This window comes from Pseudarthrobacter sp. NS4 (assembly GCF_024758005.1).
Taxonomy (GTDB): domain Bacteria; phylum Actinomycetota; class Actinomycetes; order Actinomycetales; family Micrococcaceae; genus Arthrobacter.
On sequence record NZ_CP103288.1, the window covers coordinates 850,436 to 869,113 of the forward strand.

Annotated in this window: 21 protein-coding genes and 1 pseudogene; 6 read left to right on the forward strand and 16 right to left on the reverse strand. The window is 61.0% G+C overall.

The features are described from left to right. Positions 1-211 precede the first annotated feature (211 nt). Positions 212-4,327: an FtsK/SpoIIIE domain-containing protein gene (locus NXY83_RS04070; RefSeq protein ID WP_258804816.1), complete on the forward strand. Its 4,116-nt coding sequence runs from the start codon at positions 212-214 to the stop codon at positions 4,325-4,327. Positions 4,328-4,393: 66 nt separating this feature from the next. Here the strand turns inward: NXY83_RS04070 and NXY83_RS04075 are convergent, their stop codons facing one another. From NXY83_RS04075 to NXY83_RS04085, 3 genes are all read right to left on the reverse strand, one after another. After that, positions 4,394-4,630 (reverse strand): hypothetical protein, encoded by a 237-nt coding sequence (locus NXY83_RS04075; protein WP_258804817.1) that lies wholly within the window; start codon positions 4,628-4,630, stop codon positions 4,394-4,396. 88 nt (positions 4,631-4,718) lie between these two features. Continuing rightward, positions 4,719-5,129, reverse strand: coding sequence for a hypothetical protein (locus NXY83_RS04080; protein ID WP_258804818.1), 411 nt, complete (start codon positions 5,127-5,129; stop codon positions 4,719-4,721). 62 nt (positions 5,130-5,191) lie between these two features. Beyond that, positions 5,192-5,539: a hypothetical protein gene (locus NXY83_RS04085; RefSeq protein WP_258804819.1), complete on the reverse strand. Its 348-nt coding sequence runs from the start codon at positions 5,537-5,539 to the stop codon at positions 5,192-5,194. A gap of 221 nt (positions 5,540-5,760) precedes the next feature. Here NXY83_RS04085 and NXY83_RS04090 point away from each other — a divergent pair, with 221 nt between their 5' ends. Continuing rightward, entirely contained in the window at positions 5,761-6,147 is a 387-nt protein-coding gene (locus tag NXY83_RS04090; RefSeq protein WP_258804820.1) for a hypothetical protein, read from the forward strand. 70 nt (positions 6,148-6,217) lie between these two features. Here the strand turns inward: NXY83_RS04090 and NXY83_RS04095 are convergent, their stop codons facing one another. The 5 genes and pseudogenes from NXY83_RS04095 to NXY83_RS04115 form a co-directional block, all read right to left on the reverse strand. Further along, the gene (locus tag NXY83_RS04095) at positions 6,218-6,700 is read right to left on the reverse strand and encodes a hypothetical protein (protein WP_258804821.1); all 483 of its coding nucleotides are present in this window, start codon (positions 6,698-6,700) and stop codon (positions 6,218-6,220) included. A 28-nt stretch (positions 6,701-6,728) separates the two neighbouring features. Then, positions 6,729-7,154, reverse strand: coding sequence for a PadR family transcriptional regulator (locus NXY83_RS04100; protein WP_258804822.1), 426 nt, complete (start codon positions 7,152-7,154; stop codon positions 6,729-6,731). Continuing rightward, positions 7,141-7,572 carry a hypothetical protein gene (locus tag NXY83_RS04105; protein WP_258804823.1) on the reverse strand — a complete coding sequence of 144 codons (432 nt, stop codon included), beginning with the start codon at positions 7,570-7,572 and terminating at the stop codon, positions 7,141-7,143. The genes NXY83_RS04100 and NXY83_RS04105 overlap by 14 nt, the downstream gene beginning before the upstream one ends. A gap of 245 nt (positions 7,573-7,817) precedes the next feature. Continuing rightward, positions 7,818-8,297, reverse strand: a complete 480-nt coding sequence (locus tag NXY83_RS04110; protein WP_258804824.1) for a DinB family protein — start codon at positions 8,295-8,297, stop codon at positions 7,818-7,820. After that, positions 8,294-8,419: pseudogene (locus NXY83_RS04115) on the reverse strand (VOC family protein); the annotation flags it as partial. The pseudogene NXY83_RS04115 and the gene NXY83_RS04110, both read right to left, overlap by 4 nt. 1,071 nt (positions 8,420-9,490) lie before the next feature. On the opposite strand from NXY83_RS04115, the gene NXY83_RS04120 reads away from it, so the two are divergent. Continuing rightward, positions 9,491-10,018, forward strand: a complete 528-nt coding sequence (locus NXY83_RS04120; RefSeq protein WP_258804825.1) for a GAF domain-containing protein — start codon at positions 9,491-9,493, stop codon at positions 10,016-10,018. Positions 10,019-10,149: 131 nt separating this feature from the next. Here the strand turns inward: NXY83_RS04120 and NXY83_RS04125 are convergent, their stop codons facing one another. The 5 genes from NXY83_RS04125 to NXY83_RS04145 form a co-directional block, all read right to left on the reverse strand. Beyond that, entirely contained in the window at positions 10,150-10,935 is a 786-nt protein-coding gene (locus NXY83_RS04125; RefSeq protein ID WP_258804826.1) for an alpha/beta fold hydrolase, read from the reverse strand. 78 nt (positions 10,936-11,013) lie between these two features. Then, a complete protein-coding gene (locus NXY83_RS04130; protein ID WP_258804827.1) occupies positions 11,014-11,913 on the reverse strand; it encodes a diacylglycerol/lipid kinase family protein in 900 nt (299 codons plus the stop codon). Between the two features lie 99 nt (positions 11,914-12,012). Then, a complete protein-coding gene (locus NXY83_RS04135; protein WP_258804828.1) occupies positions 12,013-12,174 on the reverse strand; it encodes a hypothetical protein in 162 nt (53 codons plus the stop codon). A gap of 301 nt (positions 12,175-12,475) precedes the next feature. After that, positions 12,476-12,727 (reverse strand): hypothetical protein, encoded by a 252-nt coding sequence (locus NXY83_RS04140; protein WP_258804829.1) that lies wholly within the window; start codon positions 12,725-12,727, stop codon positions 12,476-12,478. 222 nt (positions 12,728-12,949) lie between these two features. Then, a complete protein-coding gene (locus tag NXY83_RS04145; RefSeq protein ID WP_258804830.1) occupies positions 12,950-13,225 on the reverse strand; it encodes a hypothetical protein in 276 nt (91 codons plus the stop codon). Positions 13,226-13,403: 178 nt separating this feature from the next. On the opposite strand from NXY83_RS04145, the gene NXY83_RS04150 reads away from it, so the two are divergent. Continuing rightward, the gene (locus NXY83_RS04150) at positions 13,404-14,099 is read left to right on the forward strand and encodes a TetR/AcrR family transcriptional regulator C-terminal domain-containing protein (RefSeq protein ID WP_258804831.1); all 696 of its coding nucleotides are present in this window, start codon (positions 13,404-13,406) and stop codon (positions 14,097-14,099) included. Between the two features lie 974 nt (positions 14,100-15,073). Here the strand turns inward: NXY83_RS04150 and NXY83_RS04155 are convergent. Then, entirely contained in the window at positions 15,074-15,691 is a 618-nt protein-coding gene (locus NXY83_RS04155) for a hypothetical protein (protein WP_258804832.1), read from the reverse strand. Between the two features lie 862 nt (positions 15,692-16,553). Between NXY83_RS04155 and NXY83_RS04160 the strand changes: the two genes are divergently transcribed. Then, positions 16,554-16,907, forward strand: a complete 354-nt coding sequence (locus NXY83_RS04160) for a phage holin family protein (RefSeq protein WP_258804833.1) — start codon at positions 16,554-16,556, stop codon at positions 16,905-16,907. 217 nt (positions 16,908-17,124) lie between these two features. Here NXY83_RS04160 and NXY83_RS04165 read toward each other — a convergent pair whose 3' ends face one another. Beyond that, positions 17,125-17,613: an APC family permease gene (locus tag NXY83_RS04165; RefSeq protein WP_258804834.1), complete on the reverse strand. Its 489-nt coding sequence runs from the start codon at positions 17,611-17,613 to the stop codon at positions 17,125-17,127. A 325-nt stretch (positions 17,614-17,938) separates the two neighbouring features. On the opposite strand from NXY83_RS04165, the gene NXY83_RS04170 reads away from it, so the two are divergent. After that, positions 17,939-18,208 carry a hypothetical protein gene (locus NXY83_RS04170; protein ID WP_258804835.1) on the forward strand — a complete coding sequence of 90 codons (270 nt, stop codon included), beginning with the start codon at positions 17,939-17,941 and terminating at the stop codon, positions 18,206-18,208. Positions 18,209-18,312: 104 nt separating this feature from the next. Here the strand turns inward: NXY83_RS04170 and NXY83_RS04175 are convergent, their stop codons facing one another. Then, complete coding sequence (locus tag NXY83_RS04175) at positions 18,313-18,675, reverse strand: hypothetical protein (protein ID WP_258804836.1); 363 nt, start codon at positions 18,673-18,675, stop codon at positions 18,313-18,315. Between the last annotated feature and the right edge of the window lie 3 nt (positions 18,676-18,678).

Below are 18,678 nucleotides of genomic sequence, written 5' to 3' on the forward strand. Positions count from 1 at the left end.
CACCGTCGTCGACGCTTCAGGTTCGCGTGCAGTGGATGTAGTCGTGGAAGCGGAACCCGATGCCGATGCCGCCCGGGTATTGAGAGCAGCAGCTGGAAATTGGGCCGCCCCACGAACCGGGGACACTGCTGTTGCATGGGCTGAGGCCGGTGTTCGGGATGGGGCGGTTGTTAGTGCCGCTACCGATCTGCCGGTCAGCTCTGCCATTGCGTTGTCTGATTCCGGCGCTGCGCGAATCCTGGTGGTGGCCGGTGATGCGGGGATGGTGCACGTGGTCGGTACCGGGCGGCTGAGTATCGGTGCTGGCGCTGATTGCTCGGTGGTGCTTACGGGTGACGGGTTGCCCTATCTGGCCGCCATCGTCGACGTCCAAACCGATGGCGTGTGGGTTGAGAGAGCTCACGCCGATGTAGAGCTGATGCTGAATTCCGAGCCGGTACCGCACAGAGTGCGCTGGCCTGACGGCGAACTGCTTCGGGTCGGCTCGATGTTGTTGGCTATCGCGCTCGATCCAGTCCAGGGCGCTTCCCTGAAGGCTTCCGACGATCCCGGGAAACTGGACTTCAACCGGCCCCCGCGGTTGTTCCCACCGTCCCGAAGCACGAAGTTCCGGCTCCCGAGTGAGCCCCAGGAAGACAGCAAACGCTCGCTTCCGATCATGATGGCGCTGGCTCCTTTGGCGGTCTCAGCAGGCCTGGCCATTGCCACGGCCAGGCCAATGTACCTGCTGTTCGGGTTGTTGTCTCCAGTATTGATGATTACCAGTTACTTCCAGTCCAAAAGGGCCGGCAGGGAAAGCTACCGGGATCGGTTACGGACCTACCGGAACGCGAAACGCACCATTGTGGCGGACGCACGACAAGCCTTGGTCGCTTATGAGAAGGAGGCACGACTGGTCAGCCCGGATCCTGCGACAGCCGGGCTGATTGCCACGACTCCGGGCACGCGTTTGTGGGAGCGCAGACGCAGGAACCCTGACCATCTCTCCGTGCGGCTGGGTGTGGCCACGATGCCCTCAGATGTGGTCCTGGAGGATCCCGCGCAGGTCGAGCACAAGCGTCAGGTCACCTGGGATGCTCGTGATGTACCGGTCACAGTCGCTTTGCCCAGGCACGGGGTGATGGGCATGTGCGCTGATCAGGAGAGCGTACGGCGGACGGGAGCATGGGTCATGGCGCAATTGGCTATCGCCCAAAGCCCACGGGATGTGCGGTTGTACTTGCTCACAGCATCTGATGCTCGCACTGCCTGGGACTGGGTCCGCTGGCTGCCGCACACACAGTCACCAACGCCCGAGCGGTCGTTTGCCTTGGTGGGTTCGGATTCGGTCAGCATCACTGCGCGTCTTGGCGAGCTCGCGTCGATAATTGCAGAACGGAATCGGGTGCGAGGTACGGATTCCAGGATCGAATTCGCTGATCCTGATGTGGTGGTGCTCATCGACGGTATATGGGATCTTCGGGGACGCCCCGGGCTGGCCCAGCTGTTGCAGGATGGACCTGCGGTCGGGGTGTACACAGTATGTCTGGACACCGAGGAACGGCTGCTGCCCCAGGAATGTAACGCTGTTTTCCGGATGAACCCGGACGGGCAATGGGCGTTGCGGCAGCAGCGTGAACCCGATCGTGAGGAGGTCTGCGCGGACCAGGTCAGCGCCGCGTGGCTGGAGTGGGTGGCACGTGGGCTTGCTCCGCTTCGTGACGCCGGGGACGATGCCGAGGGTCTGATCCCGGTCTCCGCCAGCTTCATGGAGATTGCCGGGGTCGAACCGGACATTGTGGGAACTGTTGTGGAACGTTGGTCCCGTTCGCCGCGAAGCACGGAAGCGCTGTTGGGCCTCGACGCGGACGGACCCTTCAGCGTTGATCTGCGCCGCGACGGCCCGCACGCCCTGATTGGTGGTACCACAGGGGCCGGCAAGTCCGAGTTCCTGCAGACACTGGTGGCGTCGCTGGCGTTGGTCAACACCCCGGACTCCCTGAACTTCGTACTGATCGACTACAAGGGCGGTGCTGCATTCAAAGACTGCGTGGCTCTGCCGCACACCGTCGGGACAGTCACTGACCTGGATGCACACCTGGTGGAACGGGCCATCGAGTCCCTGGGGGCCGAGCTTCGCCGCCGCGAGCACATGCTGGCAGCCGTAGGAGCCAAAGACATCGAGGACTACACGATCATTTCAGACCGGGATCCCGCTGTTTCGAAAATGCCGCGGCTTGTGTTGGTCGTCGATGAGTTCGCTGCCATGAAAACGGAACTGCCGGACTTCATCTTCGGCATTGTGAACATCGCTCAAAGGGGCCGCTCCCTGGGCATCCACCTTGTACTTGCGACACAGCGCCCGAGCGGGGCGATAACCGCTGACATCCGTGCCAATACCAACCTGCGCATCGCCCTGCGCGTCAGCGACGTTGCGGACAGCGTAGACATTCTCGCCGCGCCGGATGCTGCGAAGATTTCCCAGTCCACACCCGGACGCGCGTACTCGAGGACCGGTGCTGAAGTGTTGCGCCCCTTGCAGACAGCCAGAGTCGGCGGGCGACGTCCGGGCCACAATGCATCCATAGCACCTGAACCTGTAGTGGTGCCAATGCCTTGGTCGCAACTGGGCCAGCAACGACCTGCGGCAACGACTGAGAAGAACGACCAGGAGGAAACCACGGACCTCATGGTCCTTGTTGCGGGCATTGCCCAGGCGGCCCGGCAATTGCAGATTGAGCCCCAGAGCACCCCGTGGCTTCCACCATTGTCCGAGAACATCCTTTTGGCTGATATCGCCGCGCCGGCCCGGCCCGATGATGCTCCACCCGGATGGATCGCTCCAATCATTTTCGGTCTGGAGGATCTACCCAACCAGCAGCGCCAGCGGCCCTTGACGCTGGACCTGCAGGATTTTGGTCACCTGTACCTCACGGGCTCAGCGCGCAGCGGCCGTTCTCAGGCCCTGCGCACGATCGCAGGATCAACCGCCCAAACGGCTGCCGTGGACGACGTTCATATTTATGGCCTGGACTTCGGCAATGGAAGCCTCGTAGCGCTGACCGGTCTTCCACACTGCGGGGCGGTGGCCACCAGAGCGCAGCCCGAACGCGTCGAACGGGTCCTGGATCACCTCTTGGCACAGATTTCGGCCCGCCAACGGGACTTCGCGGAGGTCGGCTTCTCGAATCTCACTGAACAACGATCCAACACAGGCCCTGGGGAACGGTTGCCGCACATTGTTGTGCTCTTTGACCAATGGGATGGATTCCTGACCACTCTGGGCGATGGCGGAACCAGCATTCTTGCTGAGAAAGTCTTGAAGATTCTGCGTGAAGGACCCTCAGCCGGCGTTCACTGTGTCATCACCGGCGATAAACAGCTCCTCACGCCGCGGATGTCCTCGCTGGTCGACTGGAAACTCATGCTGAAGTTTTCCGACCGCAGCGACTATGCGATGGGCGGGCTGCAACCCCGCAAGCTCCCGGACACCATTCCCGCCGGTCGCGCATTCGCAGCCGACACCGGAAGCGAATCCCAAATCGCCCTGCTCGCACCGAACCCCGCAGGGCAAGCCCAAAGCCAAGCGCTCCACAGCATCGCCCGCGAAGCAAAAGAGCTGACCGCGAACAAAAATGCCCTACACCGGCCACTGGCGCTGCGGACTTTGCCCACCCGGATCCATTTCGACGAAGTATGGACCAACCGCACAGGGCACATGTCGCCACTAACTGCCGTGATCGGCGTAGGTGGTGACGACTTGGACCCTGTCAGCATCGACCTGCAATCCGGCCAGCCCAGCTTCCTCATCGTCGGCACACCCGGGAGCGGACGAAGCACCATGGCTCTCGCGGCGGCGGAGTCCTTTCGCCGGAACGGAGCAGAGCTTGTCATCATCGCATCCCAAGCCTCGCCCTTGCGGCAACAAGCCCAGTTGCCCGCCACACGGGCGGTATTGGATCTACTCACTCTCGACGCTGCGGACCTCACGGCCATCGTGGCAGAGCCGGGAAGCCTGGCTTTGGTCATCGACGACGCGGAACTGGTCCAGGACCCGGGTGCGCGCGAATGGCTCAGAACCTACCTCCGATCAGCCCGAGGGGCGCGACGCGCGCTCATCGCAGCCGCAAGCGCCGAAGACTTCGGTGCCAGTGTCTTCAGCGGCTGGGAGATCGACATGAAAAACAACCGCAGGGGAGCGCTACTCAGCCCCACAACCACTCTCCAGGGAGGACAGATCGGCGTATCCCTGACCCGAACACACCTTGCCCAGAGTGGCATACCAGGACGCGCACTCGCCAACCTCGGCGACGGCGTCATCAGGACCATTCAAGCGCCCCTGATATGAGTTGCTGCGCAAGTACACCAGGAAAATGACAAGAGGCCCACAGACGGTGTTAGTTCAACGCCTGTTCTAGGTGCCTTCGTCCCTCCGGTGAACGAACATGTCACCGAGTCCTCCGGCCCCTCCCTTGATCGTCAGGCGGACCCATTCACGAGTGTCTTCAACGTCCTGGCTTGAGGGATCGGACCATCGAAGCTTCAGCGTTTGGCTCTCATAGTTCTGAGCCAGATTGGGGAGGTCAATGACTCTCAGCAGGAGAGCAAACCGGAGCATGTCGATAGTCAGTGCGTTTATGTCTGTAATCATCTCAATCTCTCTTATTCGGAGATGAGCCGGAGGTCGAATGCCTTGTCTGTGTTCCACCCAGGACTCAGTGACTTTGTCTTGGGATTCTTCAGGAAGTCGCTGAGCGCGTTCTTGCCACGCTCTTCGACTGTGGTCGGCGTTTCCGCCGCCGTCGCCGCGAGCCGGGGCCGTTGAACGGTGGACGGGGAGCGCCGAACCGGGGACCGCTCCAGTACCGCCCGCCGATCAAAATGCCGGCCAGGGCTCCGTAGGCCCACGCATAGGGAAGAGCCATCTGGTTGGTGGCACCGCCGACGAAGATCAACGCGAAGAAAACAACAGGCAGGCCCAGGATGATGAGTGCGTACCTGATTTGTAGTGGAGGCGGGAACCGGAAGACAGCCCAGCCCGCAATAACAGCAGCAATAAGCACCGCAACAGCAGGCGCCGTCGGGGACAGGAGTACCAGTTGAGCAGTTCCGATGCTGAGCAATACCAGCGCGCAGGCGGCGTTGATCACCGCCAGTCGCCAGCCTCCGGAGAAGCTGCCGTCGGCTTCGGGCTTGCGCGGGCGGGACTGTTTTAGTGCTGACCCGGCACGCGGACTGGACCATACGGGCGCGCCGGCTGTACAGCCGACGAGGAACCCGATGAACCAGGCCCCGCCGCTGGTATGTCCAGGACCCCTTCGACGTCAATCGAGATCAAGGTCCAGAAATTCAGCTGGAACGTCCAGAGCATCGCCGTGAACGCCCGGAACGAGTGTGCGGCGACGCGCACCACGAGGACTGCGTAGGTCACCGCGATCGCCAAAAAGGGCAACGACCCAACCAGGTTGTTGCGGGCGAACCACATAAAGGCCGCGAGCATCAGGGCGACCATGCCACCGTAAAACAGCCGCGAACCCCACTGGTCGTTCTTCTTCAGCACAGTAATTCCCCCGTGGACACAAGGGTAGGCCAGGACCAGCCGTGCCCATGCCGAGGAAACACTGACCCTGGTGACGCGGCGTACGCCCCATGCTCGTCTCAGGGGCGCTGCCTAGATCCCAGCGGCGGCAGGTTAGCATTGTGGCTGCCCGGGCTCTCCGGGCTGGGCGAGTAAGAGGGGGTGCCCAGGTGAGATTGCATCGCAGCGCCACAACAGCTGGCTTGGCCGCCCTGGCAATGCTCACGCTGACGGCCTCGTCCTGCGACGAGCGGCCGTTCACGCGTGAAGATGCCCTGGCTGTTCCGCACTCTGTAATCCAGATTGGCGAGTATCGCGACAAAGACTGGGAGTACGTCGACAACGACGGTATGACGCAGAAGCTCAACAGGTGCGAGGACGTAAGCCCTTGGACCGTCGAATACAGGTGCACCTCTCCTGATGGCAGCGTGGAGCTTACCTTCAATAACTCGAAATACGACAGGATGAAGAATGCCACGCTCCACATCAATGACAAGGATGTGCCTCTCCATTGCATCAACGGCGGCTTCTGGACTGACGGGAAGATGTTCTGCATGCCGAATTCAGCCACTCCGAAGCCGACCAGATAGCCAGACCCGCTGAAGACGGGCTTGGATGCTTCCATCGGGCAGGCCGGAAACGGATCCCCGGAGCCCACGCTTATCCAGCTTCCCAGGCCTGCACCAGGTACCGCTCAACTACTTCTGTAGCGACCAGGTCCCTCATGAGGTCCCGGCCGGTGGCATAAACCCGAAAACGGTACAGCGTCGGCTTCTCAATCGTGCCGACTTCGAGGACCTCCGCTTCTCCGGGGCCGTGAAGGTAAGCCCTGCCTTCCGGCAGCATAAGGTCGAGATCCTCCCACACGTCTTCCCAAGGGGACGCTACGTCCTGGTCGGCTGGGTCCTGGGCGTCGTCGGCCGGCTCAGCTGGTTCTTTGGGCTCAGCTGGTTCAGCGGCAAGAACTTCAAATTCCACGTCCACCGGGCCGGCATTGATGCCGGTCTCCATCAGGATTTCGCTTAGTCCCCGCTCTTCATCCGGCGATGCCACGGCCTCAGCCAACGTCCTGGGCGGCGGTTCAACATTCAGGACCAGGCATCCTTCCCAAGCCCTCACGATTCCGCTGGTTGGTCTCAGCATGTGTGGAGTCTACTGCTGCCCTCATCAATCAGCTCGATTGGATGTGGCAGGCGGCAGCGATTGAATCCCGGAAGAGTTCGGTGTTCACATACAACATCGGCCCCTGAAGGTAGCTCGCCAGGACCCGCTCACCGGAGGCGGTGAGCTCGTAGATCTTGCGCTTGGCGCCGGTGCCTGCCACGGATTCCTGACTATGGGTGATGAGGTTTAGTCCTTCCACCCGCCGTAGGGCCCGGTGCAGACTCTGCTCGTCCACCGCCAGGTGCGCTTCACTGAGGTCGGTAATGAAGTCGTGGATCTGTCCGGACCACCGCGGTTCTTCGGATAGGGCAAGCAAGATGAAGAGCATCAGTGTGCTCTTTTTGTGGGTGTCAGTCCATGCAGCGAGGACCTTGCGCTCATAGTCAGAGAGTTCAAGGTCGGGTCCGACTGCTGCCGGCTCAGACTTCGACATGCTCGTAGCCCCTGCTGAGCATGGCGCCGATCGTGTGCACCAGAAGCCCGGCACCCCACAGCACGCTCATCGACACCAGAGGACCGGACCACCCCTGCTGCAATATCTCATCGCGTCCACTGAGCATCAGGATCCAGGCGTGCACCCAGAAACTGCCGTTGATGATCAGGTAGGCGACAGCATGTGCGAAGTAGGCCCCGTACGCGCGTTGGCGCAATGCGGTTCCATACCTCACCGTGAACACCACCATGTAGAGGGCCACCGCAGCGAGCAGCAGCGCCGTGCCGGCTGTTACTCGTCCATCAGCCACGAAGGCGGTGTATCCCTGGACAACCAGTACACCGACGAACAGGGCACCGGTGTACCGGGCGAGTCCTTGATTAATGATCGGGGTGACGCCGTCAGGTCTGGTACCCATAGCCAAGCTCCTTAGTAGACTATAGGTATAGTACCTATGGCTGTTATATCGGTCCAGAGAGAAGTTTAGGAGTCGTGGGTGTTAGCGGTCGTACCTGGCGACGTCGACGTTGTTTAGCTTCGTCGAACTAAGGAAAGACACGAGCTTCAGGGGAACCAGGCACGGCCCAGGGCCCGACAACTTCGACCGCGTGGGCAGACCCGGCGGCAAATGGGCTGCGGTCTGAAGCGTCCAGAGGTCGGGGACTATTCCACTACGAGATTCTGATGTCCGTCGATTAGCTCTCGAACGATGTCGAGGTGGCCCGCGTGGACGGAAGTCTCAGTGAGCACGCGAAACACGACCTCACGCCCATTGGACATCGGTGGTGCGTCGAACACGGTGGCTGGAGGCCACCAGCGGGGAGGGGCATCCAAATCGAGCATCGCAAGAACCTCATCACTTCGAGTGATTTCACGCTTGTAGATGTTGATGGCCTCGGCTCCGGTCATCGGTTCGGACGTCCAACCGTTGTGAAGTTCGGCAATTGCCCTGTCATCACCACCGAGAACGGCCGAAATCCAAAACATCTCGTCGTCGAAGGCCAGGTGGTTGAGCAGCTGCGTCATTGTCCTGCCGGACGGGACTAAAATTGGACGCATCGCATCGTTCTCAAAGCCGTCGACTGTTCGAAGAACATGTCTTCGCTCACCCGCCAGCTGAGCAAGCAATTGGGCGTCGCTCATGTCGCGGGCTCGTATCCGACAAGCCAGTGAAGCCCCTGGCGATCAATGACTTGGCCATCGGACGCGCCCCAAGGCTTGGGCGAGAGTGGATCGAGCACCGACCCGTCAACGGAGAGTTTATCGGGTATTGCGCCCCAGGCAGTCCAGCTTCCAGACAACGAACTCGTTACCGTCCACCAGGTTATCGAGCATCTTCTCCCAACTCGGGCCGGCTGGCCTTTGATCTGCGCACGCCATGTCGGTGAAGATCCGGTGACACCCCTGCGACCTTAAACGCTGCCTGCTGCAGGTCCGCGTTCTGGTCAGCGGTGCTGACCCTGGCATATCCAATACGCCCCAAACGGACTCCCGATAGTTCATCAAAGGCTACTTTCCCTTTTGGTGAGAATGGCCGAGGTGAGACATATTGTTGCAACGGTCAGTGCTCCTTGGAACTGCCTGGAACTCGGGCATTGAAATCATCGGTGAATTTGCTTGGACGTCTTACTAAAGGATCCGTAGATGAGACGGGAGACAGGCGGATATCCGGCTGTCCCGCGCCGAAAATTTCTCTTGACCCTGTGAGTAGCTGCGGGACCCTGGTCTTTGCCGGCTCACCTCTGAGCGCGACTTCCGGGGCTGACTCAGCCCTTTATGCCGGCTCGACAGCTGGTCTGGCGCGGTTCGGGCACACGCTGTCCTGCGTCAGGTTCTTATGTCCTCTGTACAGCCGCCCCAGAGATGAATTGCGAAAATTCCGGGATACTTTTTGTCGCAGTCGTGGGCGTGAACTTGTACGCCCAGCAGCACAATGTCCTCCCTGCGTGCCGGAAGGGTTACCTCAAGCCAACGTAGTAAGTAACCTTATTAGTGCGCTTTGACGCAGTTGCGGGGGTTTGGTCTCATGTACGCGACGTAGTTGGAGGTGGACCGGTGTGGACATGAAGCGCGTGAATGAAGAGGTTGAGCGGCGACGTGAGCTCGCTGCCGCGGTCGGTCTGGATCCCCGGATACTTTGGCCTTCACAGTCCGGTCGATCCCGGTGGTCAGCATTCGAGGTGGACGCTTACTTCAATGGTGCCCGGGCCCTGCCCAAGTTCGACCGCGGTGGTGGTGCTACGACGGGCGCGGGGCTCAAAGCGGGACGGCGGCGGGCTTCGACAGTGGCTTCAAACGCGGGCACCACATCCGGGAGGCGCATTACTCGTCAAAACATGAGTGAAGAGCACGCGCTTTCAGCGCTGGGAGCTGTCGGCAGGTTCCTGCTGACCCCGGAACGGGCAGAAGCGGAACGTTTGGAATCCCTGCGGGAATCGGATCTTCTTCATAGCGGTGCTGAGGATGTCTTTGACCGGGTAGTTAGTGCCGCCAGGAAGTACTTCAATGTGGGCGCTGCGTCGTTGTCACTTATCGCCGAAGACGCCCAGTACTTCAAGTCCGTCGTCGGGCCCCTCCTGGAGGCTCCCCGGGCGGTCGCGCTCTGCACCGCAACGGTGGAAGGGAACGCGATGCTGATCATCAACGACACGCTGACCGATGAGAGGTTTGCCACCAACCCGCTCGTAACCGGGGAGCCTTTTATCCGTTTCTACGCCGGCTATCCCTTGCACGGGCCCCGCGGTTGGAACATCGGGACCCTATGTGTCATCGACCAGAAGCCCCGGGCCTTCCCCCCATCCGATCAGCAGGTCCTGCGGACACTCGCCGCAGTCGTCCAAAAGGAGATTGACGCACGGACCTAGCCGCTGACCGTCCTCCTACCTCGAAAACATGGGGGTTGCCAAGAACCATTTCAGTTGGGGATGACGGCGCCTCTCCCGCCACTGGAGTTCCTCGAAATCCGGAAGTGGTCTGTGAGTCCCGTGGTTAAGCGTCATTGCTGGCGGGTTAGGGCCAGGATGCCTGCGGCTGTCGCGGCGGCGCCGCCGTGTTGAACGATATGGGGTTTGCCCGGTATTTCCAGGAAGCGCCCGTCGGGGGCGGTAGCTGCCAGTTTTTGGCACCAGAGCAGGGGCGCCACAGGGTCCCGTGATCCGCGGATCACCAGGGCGGGCTGATTCGCCAGGGCAAGCCTGGATTGAAGGTCGTAGGTCATCATGACGGGGAGTTCGGTGAGGTACCAGCGCAGGCCGGAGCGGGCATAGTCGGTAAAGACTGTGGCGTTGCCGGCTGGGCTTTCTAGCAGCGAGTCAAGACCCAGGGACAGGCTCTGCTGGAAGACTGTTCGCCGGGTTGGGTCCACCACCGGTCCCAGGAGCACGAGGTGGGAGACCAAATCGGGGCGTTGAACCGCGAGTTCGGTCGCGAACTGGGTGCCCATCGAGTGCCCGATCAGCACCACGCGGGAGGCGCCCATCTTTTCCAGTGTCGCCGCGGTGTGGGCTGCGTAGTCGGCGACTGAAAGCTGCCGGTCCGGTGTGGGCGTTCCACCGAAACCGGGCAAGTCGATGGCATGGGTGCTCCCGTGACGGGCCAGAAGGACCTGAAGCCGCCGGTAGTAGCGGTGGGACATGCCGATGCCGTGCAGCAGCACAAAGACCGGGCCCGATGAACCCGACCGGCCGGCCAGGGTATGCACATGGGAAGTCAAGGAGCTGGTGGTGACGATCCTGGGCGTCAGCCGCGGGCCCCTCCCGGGCACGAGCAGACGGTAAGGCATGGATTCAGTATCTGGTTGTTGGTCGGTTGCGGCGTGCACCGGTTGTCCTATTCCTAAAGGGGTGGTTCGATTTGTTCGTTATCCCAAGGTGGCGAGGGCAGCCGGGGCGGATTCGATGGTGACCCGGGTGTGCGCTTCAACGGATTTCACTTCTCCATCGATTTGATACGGGATGGGTTTGAGGGTGGTGAAGGCGTAGCTGCTGACGCTGGGCTGGTGTCCCAGGCCTTGGGTGGCAGCGCGCAGTGCCGTCAGCAGGATCTGGAACTTTGACCTGTGGGGGAAGATCACGACTTCGAATTTGCCGTCCGAGATCTGGTTGTCGGCTTCGCTGAGGGTTGCGTACTTGGCCATTTCGGCGATGTTTGCGAAGACAAGGCTGTCGAACTTCTGGCGTTTGCCCTCTGTCGGGCGGATTTCAAACGGCTTGAACTTGGAGAAGGTGCGCATGACGGAGAACATTTCCTTCAGGGCGCCTTTGCTGCCCTTTTCCAGGTCGATCGCCATGACCGGGGTCAGACCGAAACCGATGTAGGAGTGGGCGTACTCCGCGGGCGCGTCTGCTGTTGCGCCCTTGATGATGCGCAGGAGGTCGATCTTTCGCACGGCACCTGCGGCGATGGCGCGCTCCAGGGGCTGGGTGGCAATAATGCGGCTGTGGTCGTTGGCGTTGCCCGCAGCCAAGACGGCGCATACCGCGTGCGGGTTTGCCGCCTGCATCACACCGTTGACGACTTCGTTATAGCCCCCGTCCCCGCTGACCGAGACGACCAGCACGTCCCGACCGGTGCGGGCAGCATCCCTTGCCAACTCGACGGCATGGCCAGCATGAGCTGTGGGTTGAAGCCTGATCTCTGCAGCATAGGGGAGAAGCTCACCGAGCTCTGTCCGCAGTTGTTCGGCGAGTGTAGGTGCGTCGCCGGTGCTGTTGGGGTTGAAAATGATGACGATCGATTCGAAGGTCCGTGCAGTGGTCATGATGCGCTCCGCGGTCATTATGCGCTGTGGTTGATTGATGAGTCGCGCCCCCGGCACCTGGTCCAGTCCTGATTTGGCCTCGGCTGGGGGGGCTGGTGCCTAGCTGTTTCCGGTGTGGACGAGGCTGTCGGGATCCTGCTGTAGGGCGGGTGCGTCGGCGAGGCCGCGTGGGGTGAGATCGAGGTCCTCGACGGCGGTGGGGGTCTCTGGCCCGTCAGCGGAAGTGGGGCCGGGTGCAGTGCTGTGGCTGTCGTTCGTCATCTGGATATACCTTCTGCCCGATAGGGCGGGGGCTTGTGAGAGGTTAGTGCCGCTGCACCCGAAACCGGCACCGCCTGGGCAAGGCCTGCGACATGTGCTGCCGTGGTTTCCAGTACCTTTGACCGGCGGCACTTCGAGCAGTGGATGGCCACCGCGAGGGTGTCTGCCTGCCGGCTTGGGACCGCCGGCGACTCTACCGAAAGGTGCTGGTCGGTGTCGCACGTCGGGCACCAGGGATGTTGGCCGCGCGGCTGGTGCACGCCACGGGGAACGTAACTGTTCGTAGCTGTGGTCATCAGGGTTAGACGACAGCCCGGTAGCTGTTCAGAATGTAGTCCGCCGCCGCTGGGCCCTTCATGCGAAGGCACTGTCCGGGCCTGACGCGGTGCTTCATTGCGGCCCAAAAGGTGTGCTCTGTCCGCAGGGTGCTGTGGGAGACGTGGCACCAGCTGGTGTACAGGCCGTAGAAGGAGTCTGCATCAAGAGTGGAGGCGGAATCCTGGTCGCGGTAGGTAGCTTCCTGGAGGAACTGGTCGAACTGTGAATGTGCCATGAACGGCTCTTTTCAAACACGGTGCAAATTATCCGCCGTTCGGCTACAGCGGCCTCAAACCCGGTGCCCTTGCACGGGACACCAAGCGGTACTGCCGGAAGTATCGGGTTCTTCGTCCCAGGCAGGCCAAACAAGGGTAAGACAGGACATTCCTGGCGCAGCACCGTTAGGGGCCGCGCCAGGATCAGTCAGTTCCCGGCGCGGGGGCCGGAAGAGCGCGTGTTAGGCGTGGTTGTTGCTGACCCGGTTGCCGGCCTTCGCCAGGCCGCGGGCCACCATCAGGCCAACCGTGAGGAAGGTGATGTACTGCATTGCGTCATTGGCGTTGAACACGTCGACACCGTTTTCGCTGGCGTCGTCCCCGACAACTGTTGCGGTGATGATCGTGGCGATGACCGCCGCAACATAGACCGCGAACTCAAGGGTCCGGGTCGAGATCTTGATGTCGTTGGCGTTGCGGACAGTGCTGGAGTGCTCGTTGTGGGTGTGCGTAGTCAATGGTTCTCCTGAGACGGTGATGTGAGCGACCGTGGCGGCCATGCAAACCCTGATCCCTTTACTGAAACCATGTCGACAACTTCTCTACACTGTAGACTTTACCCGTAGACTAATTGATAAGCAAGCTTAGGTATCGTCCCGATGGGCGGACCTGACTCCGCGACAGGACGGATACAACATGGGCTTTCCCGATCAATCCACCAACCCAGCCGGGACACGGAAAGCGCGGCTGAGCAGGGAGCTCGTGCTCTCCACAGCGCTGGCGCTTGTGGATAAGGAGGGTCTGGAGGCCCTGTCCATGCGCCGCCTGGGCCAGGAACTACAACGCGACCCCATGAGCCTTTACCGCTACGCGGTCAACCGGGCAGCCCTGCTGGACGGGATCTCCGAAATGGTCTTCGATGAACTGGCCATCTTTCCCGATGACCCCGACTGGCAGGCGCAGCTGCGCAGGATCGCCCATGATCTCCGGCTTTTGGCCCTGCGGCACCCCAACGTGGTGCCACTGCTGGTCACCCGGCCCCTGTCCACACCTCTGGGCCTTCGCCCGCTGGGGACACTGCGCCCACTGGAGCAGATCCTGGCGCTGCTGATCGAGGCCGGCTTCACCCCGGCAACAGCCCTCCACGTCTACCGGGCGTACTACGGATTCCTCTACGGGCACATCCTGAACGAACTCCAGGAATACATCGTGGACCCGGAAGAAAGCGAAGCCATCCTGCGCCTTGGCCTCCACCGCCTGCCAGCCAAGGACTTTCCGCACCTCCGCGCGCTGGGCCCGGTCCTGGCCGAGTACGACGGCGCCGCCGAACTCGACCAGGGACTAAGCATCCTGCTCACCGGCCTCACAAACCACCTAACCACCCATCCCTGAACCGGCCCCTGCCATGCCCGGTCGCGTACTTCACCTCTGCAAGGAAGGCCCTGGCCTGGCTTCGCCGCGCCTATGGCGACATGCCATTAACCAATGAGCACGACGCACACGAACGCCCGGCCGACCGGGCAAACTTTCGCTGTAGGCATACGCGGAAAGTGCCGGAAGGTCTACCAGCACATCTACCGGTGGCAGGAAAGCTGAGACCACGGCGGTACATAGCTGGAGTGCGCTGCGGGGAGTCCTGCACGTATGCTCCGATGTCTCATAACTAACGGCAAATGCCCCGATCTACCCAAAGGTTAGGAATCATAGATAAGAGAATCGCCGGCCGCGGAGGAACTTGCACGGTTCCACCACAGTTAGGGCACTGCCATCGTCACGGTCCTTCCGTCGTTGAGACGTCGCTTATCCCAAGGGTTGAGAGACTGTCAGGTGTACACCCGACATTTTGCTCGCAGAGTTTTCGTGGACCGCATACAGGGCCCTGCGCAACAGCTCGGCTTCGACTAACTCGGGTGGACTTGTGCAAGCAAGAAGTAACTCTTGAGTCAATGAAGTGACACAAGAACGTCCCCTGACACGACCCCAACTATCTGGCGGTTGTTCTGTCGGCGGTACGTGACGGGTTACGTTCGACGAACCTGTTGGCGCGAATTCCCGTCACCATGTCCCGGTTGATTTGACGGGGTCCTTTCCACGGGCGTATCCGAACTACCCCCAGCAGCTTCCACTCCTTCAGCAACCCGGTCTGAACTGTCCAGTTCGGGATCGCGATCATTTCGATGGGCTGGGGCTGGTGGAGTTGCTTATGATTCATAGCTGCGGACGGGTGATGACGGGGGAATTTGGGCCGAAACGTTCTGCTGGTGATATTCACCCTGGTTGCGCTGTCGGGAGCGTACGTCGGCGTCAGACGCCTGAGGTGGCAGCGCCGCTCCACCCGGGTTATGGGCTTTTCACTGTGCTGCTCTCTACAGCGGACCGAACTTCTCCGGGCCTTTGGGGTCCGTTCCGTGTAATGCCAGGTCTTCGAGCTGGCGGCGGGCTTCGGGGCTGTTCTGGATGTGCCGTCTGAAGATCGCCCCGGCATGTTCGGAGTGCCACGCGGGGACGAGCAGCGTATTGGCCATGAACAGCCCGGCCATTACGGAGCCAATAACGTCGCCGGCCGTTATGGAGCGGCTGGCGCCGTAGAACAGCGAAAACAGGATAAAGCCGCACATGAAGATCATGAACAGGGCTAGTGCGGTGACGGCTCCGTTGACGGTACGCGGGGCACGCGAGGATACCCAGCGCCGGTAGGACGCCAAGGGATTTTTCAGGTGATGACTCCGGAGCAGGAGGGCTGTGCCGCCAAGGGCCAGCCCTATTCCTGCAAGCGAACCCCACAGTGCTGGTGCAAGGTTGGCTGCTGCCAGCAATACGGCAAGGACGAGGAGCCAACTGCCCCAGCCGGCCATCATGAGGTAAGTGGCGCGGCGCGCGGAGTAGTTATTGGCCATCACCCGCAGAACGGTTGTTTCACTCTGCCCAGCTTGCGAGAGCTGCGGGGAAAGCCAATACTGCAGCGGGCGTGGGTCCATACTCATTCTGCAAATCCTCCTCTTCACCAACACCAGGGGCGCGCCGGAAAATCCAGATGTATGGGACATGGTCTCCGTCATAGATGGGTTCATTGCGGCCCGGCCACGAGAAAACCCTACTTGCATCCGTAGGTGGTAGGGGACGGGTTTCGCTACTCTTTCGATTGCGGCGACCTTTGATGTTGGGATGCCCTTCCTGATGTTGGGATGCCCTTCCGGTACATCACCACGAATTCCGGGTCAGGGGCGAGGCGCCTCATAGACGACCCGCTTCTCCTTTAGCGGCGCGGTGCGGCGCAACTCAACTATGCGTACTAGCATCCAAACATCAGATTAGTATCATGCCGATCCACGGGGGACGGATCCATATGGACACTTATATTGCCTTGGCCTTCTTAGCGGTGCCGATTGCACTTGCGATTGGCGTCGTATGTAGAAGCGTCCACCAAGACAAGAGGGCCAAAGACAAGCCACCCGCCCACAGGGGGACGTTCCAGTCCCAGCGTGGCAGGGTTTACCGGGAAGGCGGGACTTATCGCAACGCGAGTCCTAGCGACGGCGGCGGAAGCGGCTTTTAACTTAGGGCATCGAAAAGCGGCCATCGGGCCATTGTGCTGATGCCTTCGGTGACGCTGCAGAATACACGTTAGGGCTGTCCCGGCCCCCCAGGAAGTTGGATACTGCCGGTCGGCTGAGGGCGGCCCGGATGCTAGGGCAATTTAGCTCGGGTGGTAGTGGGTTCGCGGGGGTGGCGGCTTGGTTCCGCAGGAGTTGACGTTTTAGCCGTGGCAGACTGGCGATGCTTCAAGATCGGTCGGGCAGAGGCCTGAGCCGGGTTACTAAAGTAAGGATGAACTGAACTGTGAGCATGTTGCACCGTCCAGGGCAGTGGGATCACCATGTCCCGTCTGATTTGAAGGAGCCCTTCCCGTGGGCGCACCCCAACTACCCCAACAGCATCCATCCCTTCAGCAAGCCCATCGGAACCTTTTTATTCGGGGTAGCGGTCATCCTGATGGGGCTGGCGGCGGGGGGAGTTGCTTACGGTTCATGGCTGCGGACGGGCGATGAAGGGGCGATCTGGGCTGGGGCGTTCGGCGTAGGGACATTCGGCCTGGTCGGCCTGTGGGGAGCGTTCGTTGGGGCCAGGCGCCTGAAGTGGCAGCGCCGCTTCACCCGGGTAATGGGCTTTTCACCCTTTTCACAACGACCCCAGCACTAAGCCCCGGGTTTACTGCCGCCTAAGCCGACCGAATTTTGCATACCCTCGATCGGTGCCGTGTAATGCCATGTCCTTGACCCCACGGCGGGCCTCCCCGCTGTTCCCGGTGTGCCGGTGACTGAGGGGATTACCCGGTAGGAGACCAACAATCCGCTGCTCCTACGCTGAGACATTGGTACGACTACGTTCGCTGGTCCCTCGCGTCGCCTGCCGGGCGCTATTCAGGCCGGATGAGCGTCTTACCCCGTTCCCTGCGCAGCTTCTCTGCACGCCGTTCGACGTAGTAGTACCACCAACTCCATGGGGTAAAGATGTAGACCATCACCAGGCCAAAGGCGATCTCACCCCAGTTGAAGGGCTCCCCACCAAGGAGCAGCATGATGAACATAACCGTGCAGAACAAAGTGATGACCGTCAGCACGATCGAGATGGCCAGCAGGCCTCCGGCGGAGTTGACCGGTTTGACCGCGCTGCCGGCCGAGCCCTTGTAGACGCCGTATTCCTCGACGGTGAGTCCTTGTCGGGCGGCGTCTTCCTCTACGGCCCGGCGGTAAAAACCCCGCCTCAGAACCGGCTCCCTGCCTTCTGCTGCCGCTTGCCTGCGCTCGGCGTCCTCCTGCTTTTCGACGCGCTTGTAGTAGGGCACACGGTTCGGTTCTCCCCGGCGGCGTCCGGGGGACTGGCCCGGTTTATTTTTTTCAGACAAGGCTTTACCTCTCGTAGCTCAATAAACGTTCCGTCGTAAATCATCCTGCCCTGTCTCGCTGCATCGCACCTCCGCGGGAGAGGCACAACTTCGCGGTCAGGGACAGTAACCGCCGCCAGCACTGCCCGATTCTCGTCGTCCCCCTTGCCCGGAACACACTGGCAGTCCTATGAGAGGTTCCCGCCATGAATATCCCCGGCCTCCGCCTGGGCCTTGTGAGCCGTGGGAGCACTGTTTTTTCTCTGACCCCGGACGTACTGTAAGCGGAATCCCTCTAACCTGGGATTCCGTTTCAGGGGGAAATGGTGAGGATGGGCTGAAGGAGATGACCCTCAAAGAGGAGTGGGACCGACTTGATTCAGAGACACGCCACTGGCTTCTCGACAATCCAGGATGTGTGCTCGTTCCGAACACGATCACAGCCCGGATCCGGCAAAACTCCGAAAAATCCATCGAAATCGATGAGCACGGCCAGATGGTCCTCTCCCGCGAAGATCTCGACTTCATCCGTGGAAAAGGAACTGGCTTGGGCGCGGCCCACGTCAATGACAACCTACGTTTCTTCGATGCAACCCAACCGAGGGAAAACGAATAAAGCCTCTCCCTGGGAGCCGGAGGCTGGCAGGGACGGCGCATTCTCCTGCTTACGCGGGAACTTCTCCAATCAGTGCAGACGACTTCTGAAAACGACAACCAGATTCAGAGGCTGTTGGGGAAGTCCAGGACGGGCGAACCGGGTCCGTAGTGGGCTTTCCTGATTTCAGCGCGCCAGGGGTCGTACTGTTCGATCGCTGTCTTTAACCGCTGGCGATCCACCTTGTACGCTTTGGGATACTTCATTGCAGCATTCATCAGCCCCCAGCGCTCCGCGTGGGGTTTGAGGTCCTCGCCCGGCTGGATGTCCACACCAAATTGCTCCACGTGTTCCAGTGCGGCGTTCAGTTTCGGTATATCCCGGCGGGGAAGCTTGACCTTGAAGTGGTACCACAGCGGTAGGTACATCAAGCCAAGAAGCACCACCATGCCGATGAGTGCATAAATGATTTCTTCGGATTCACTCATCGC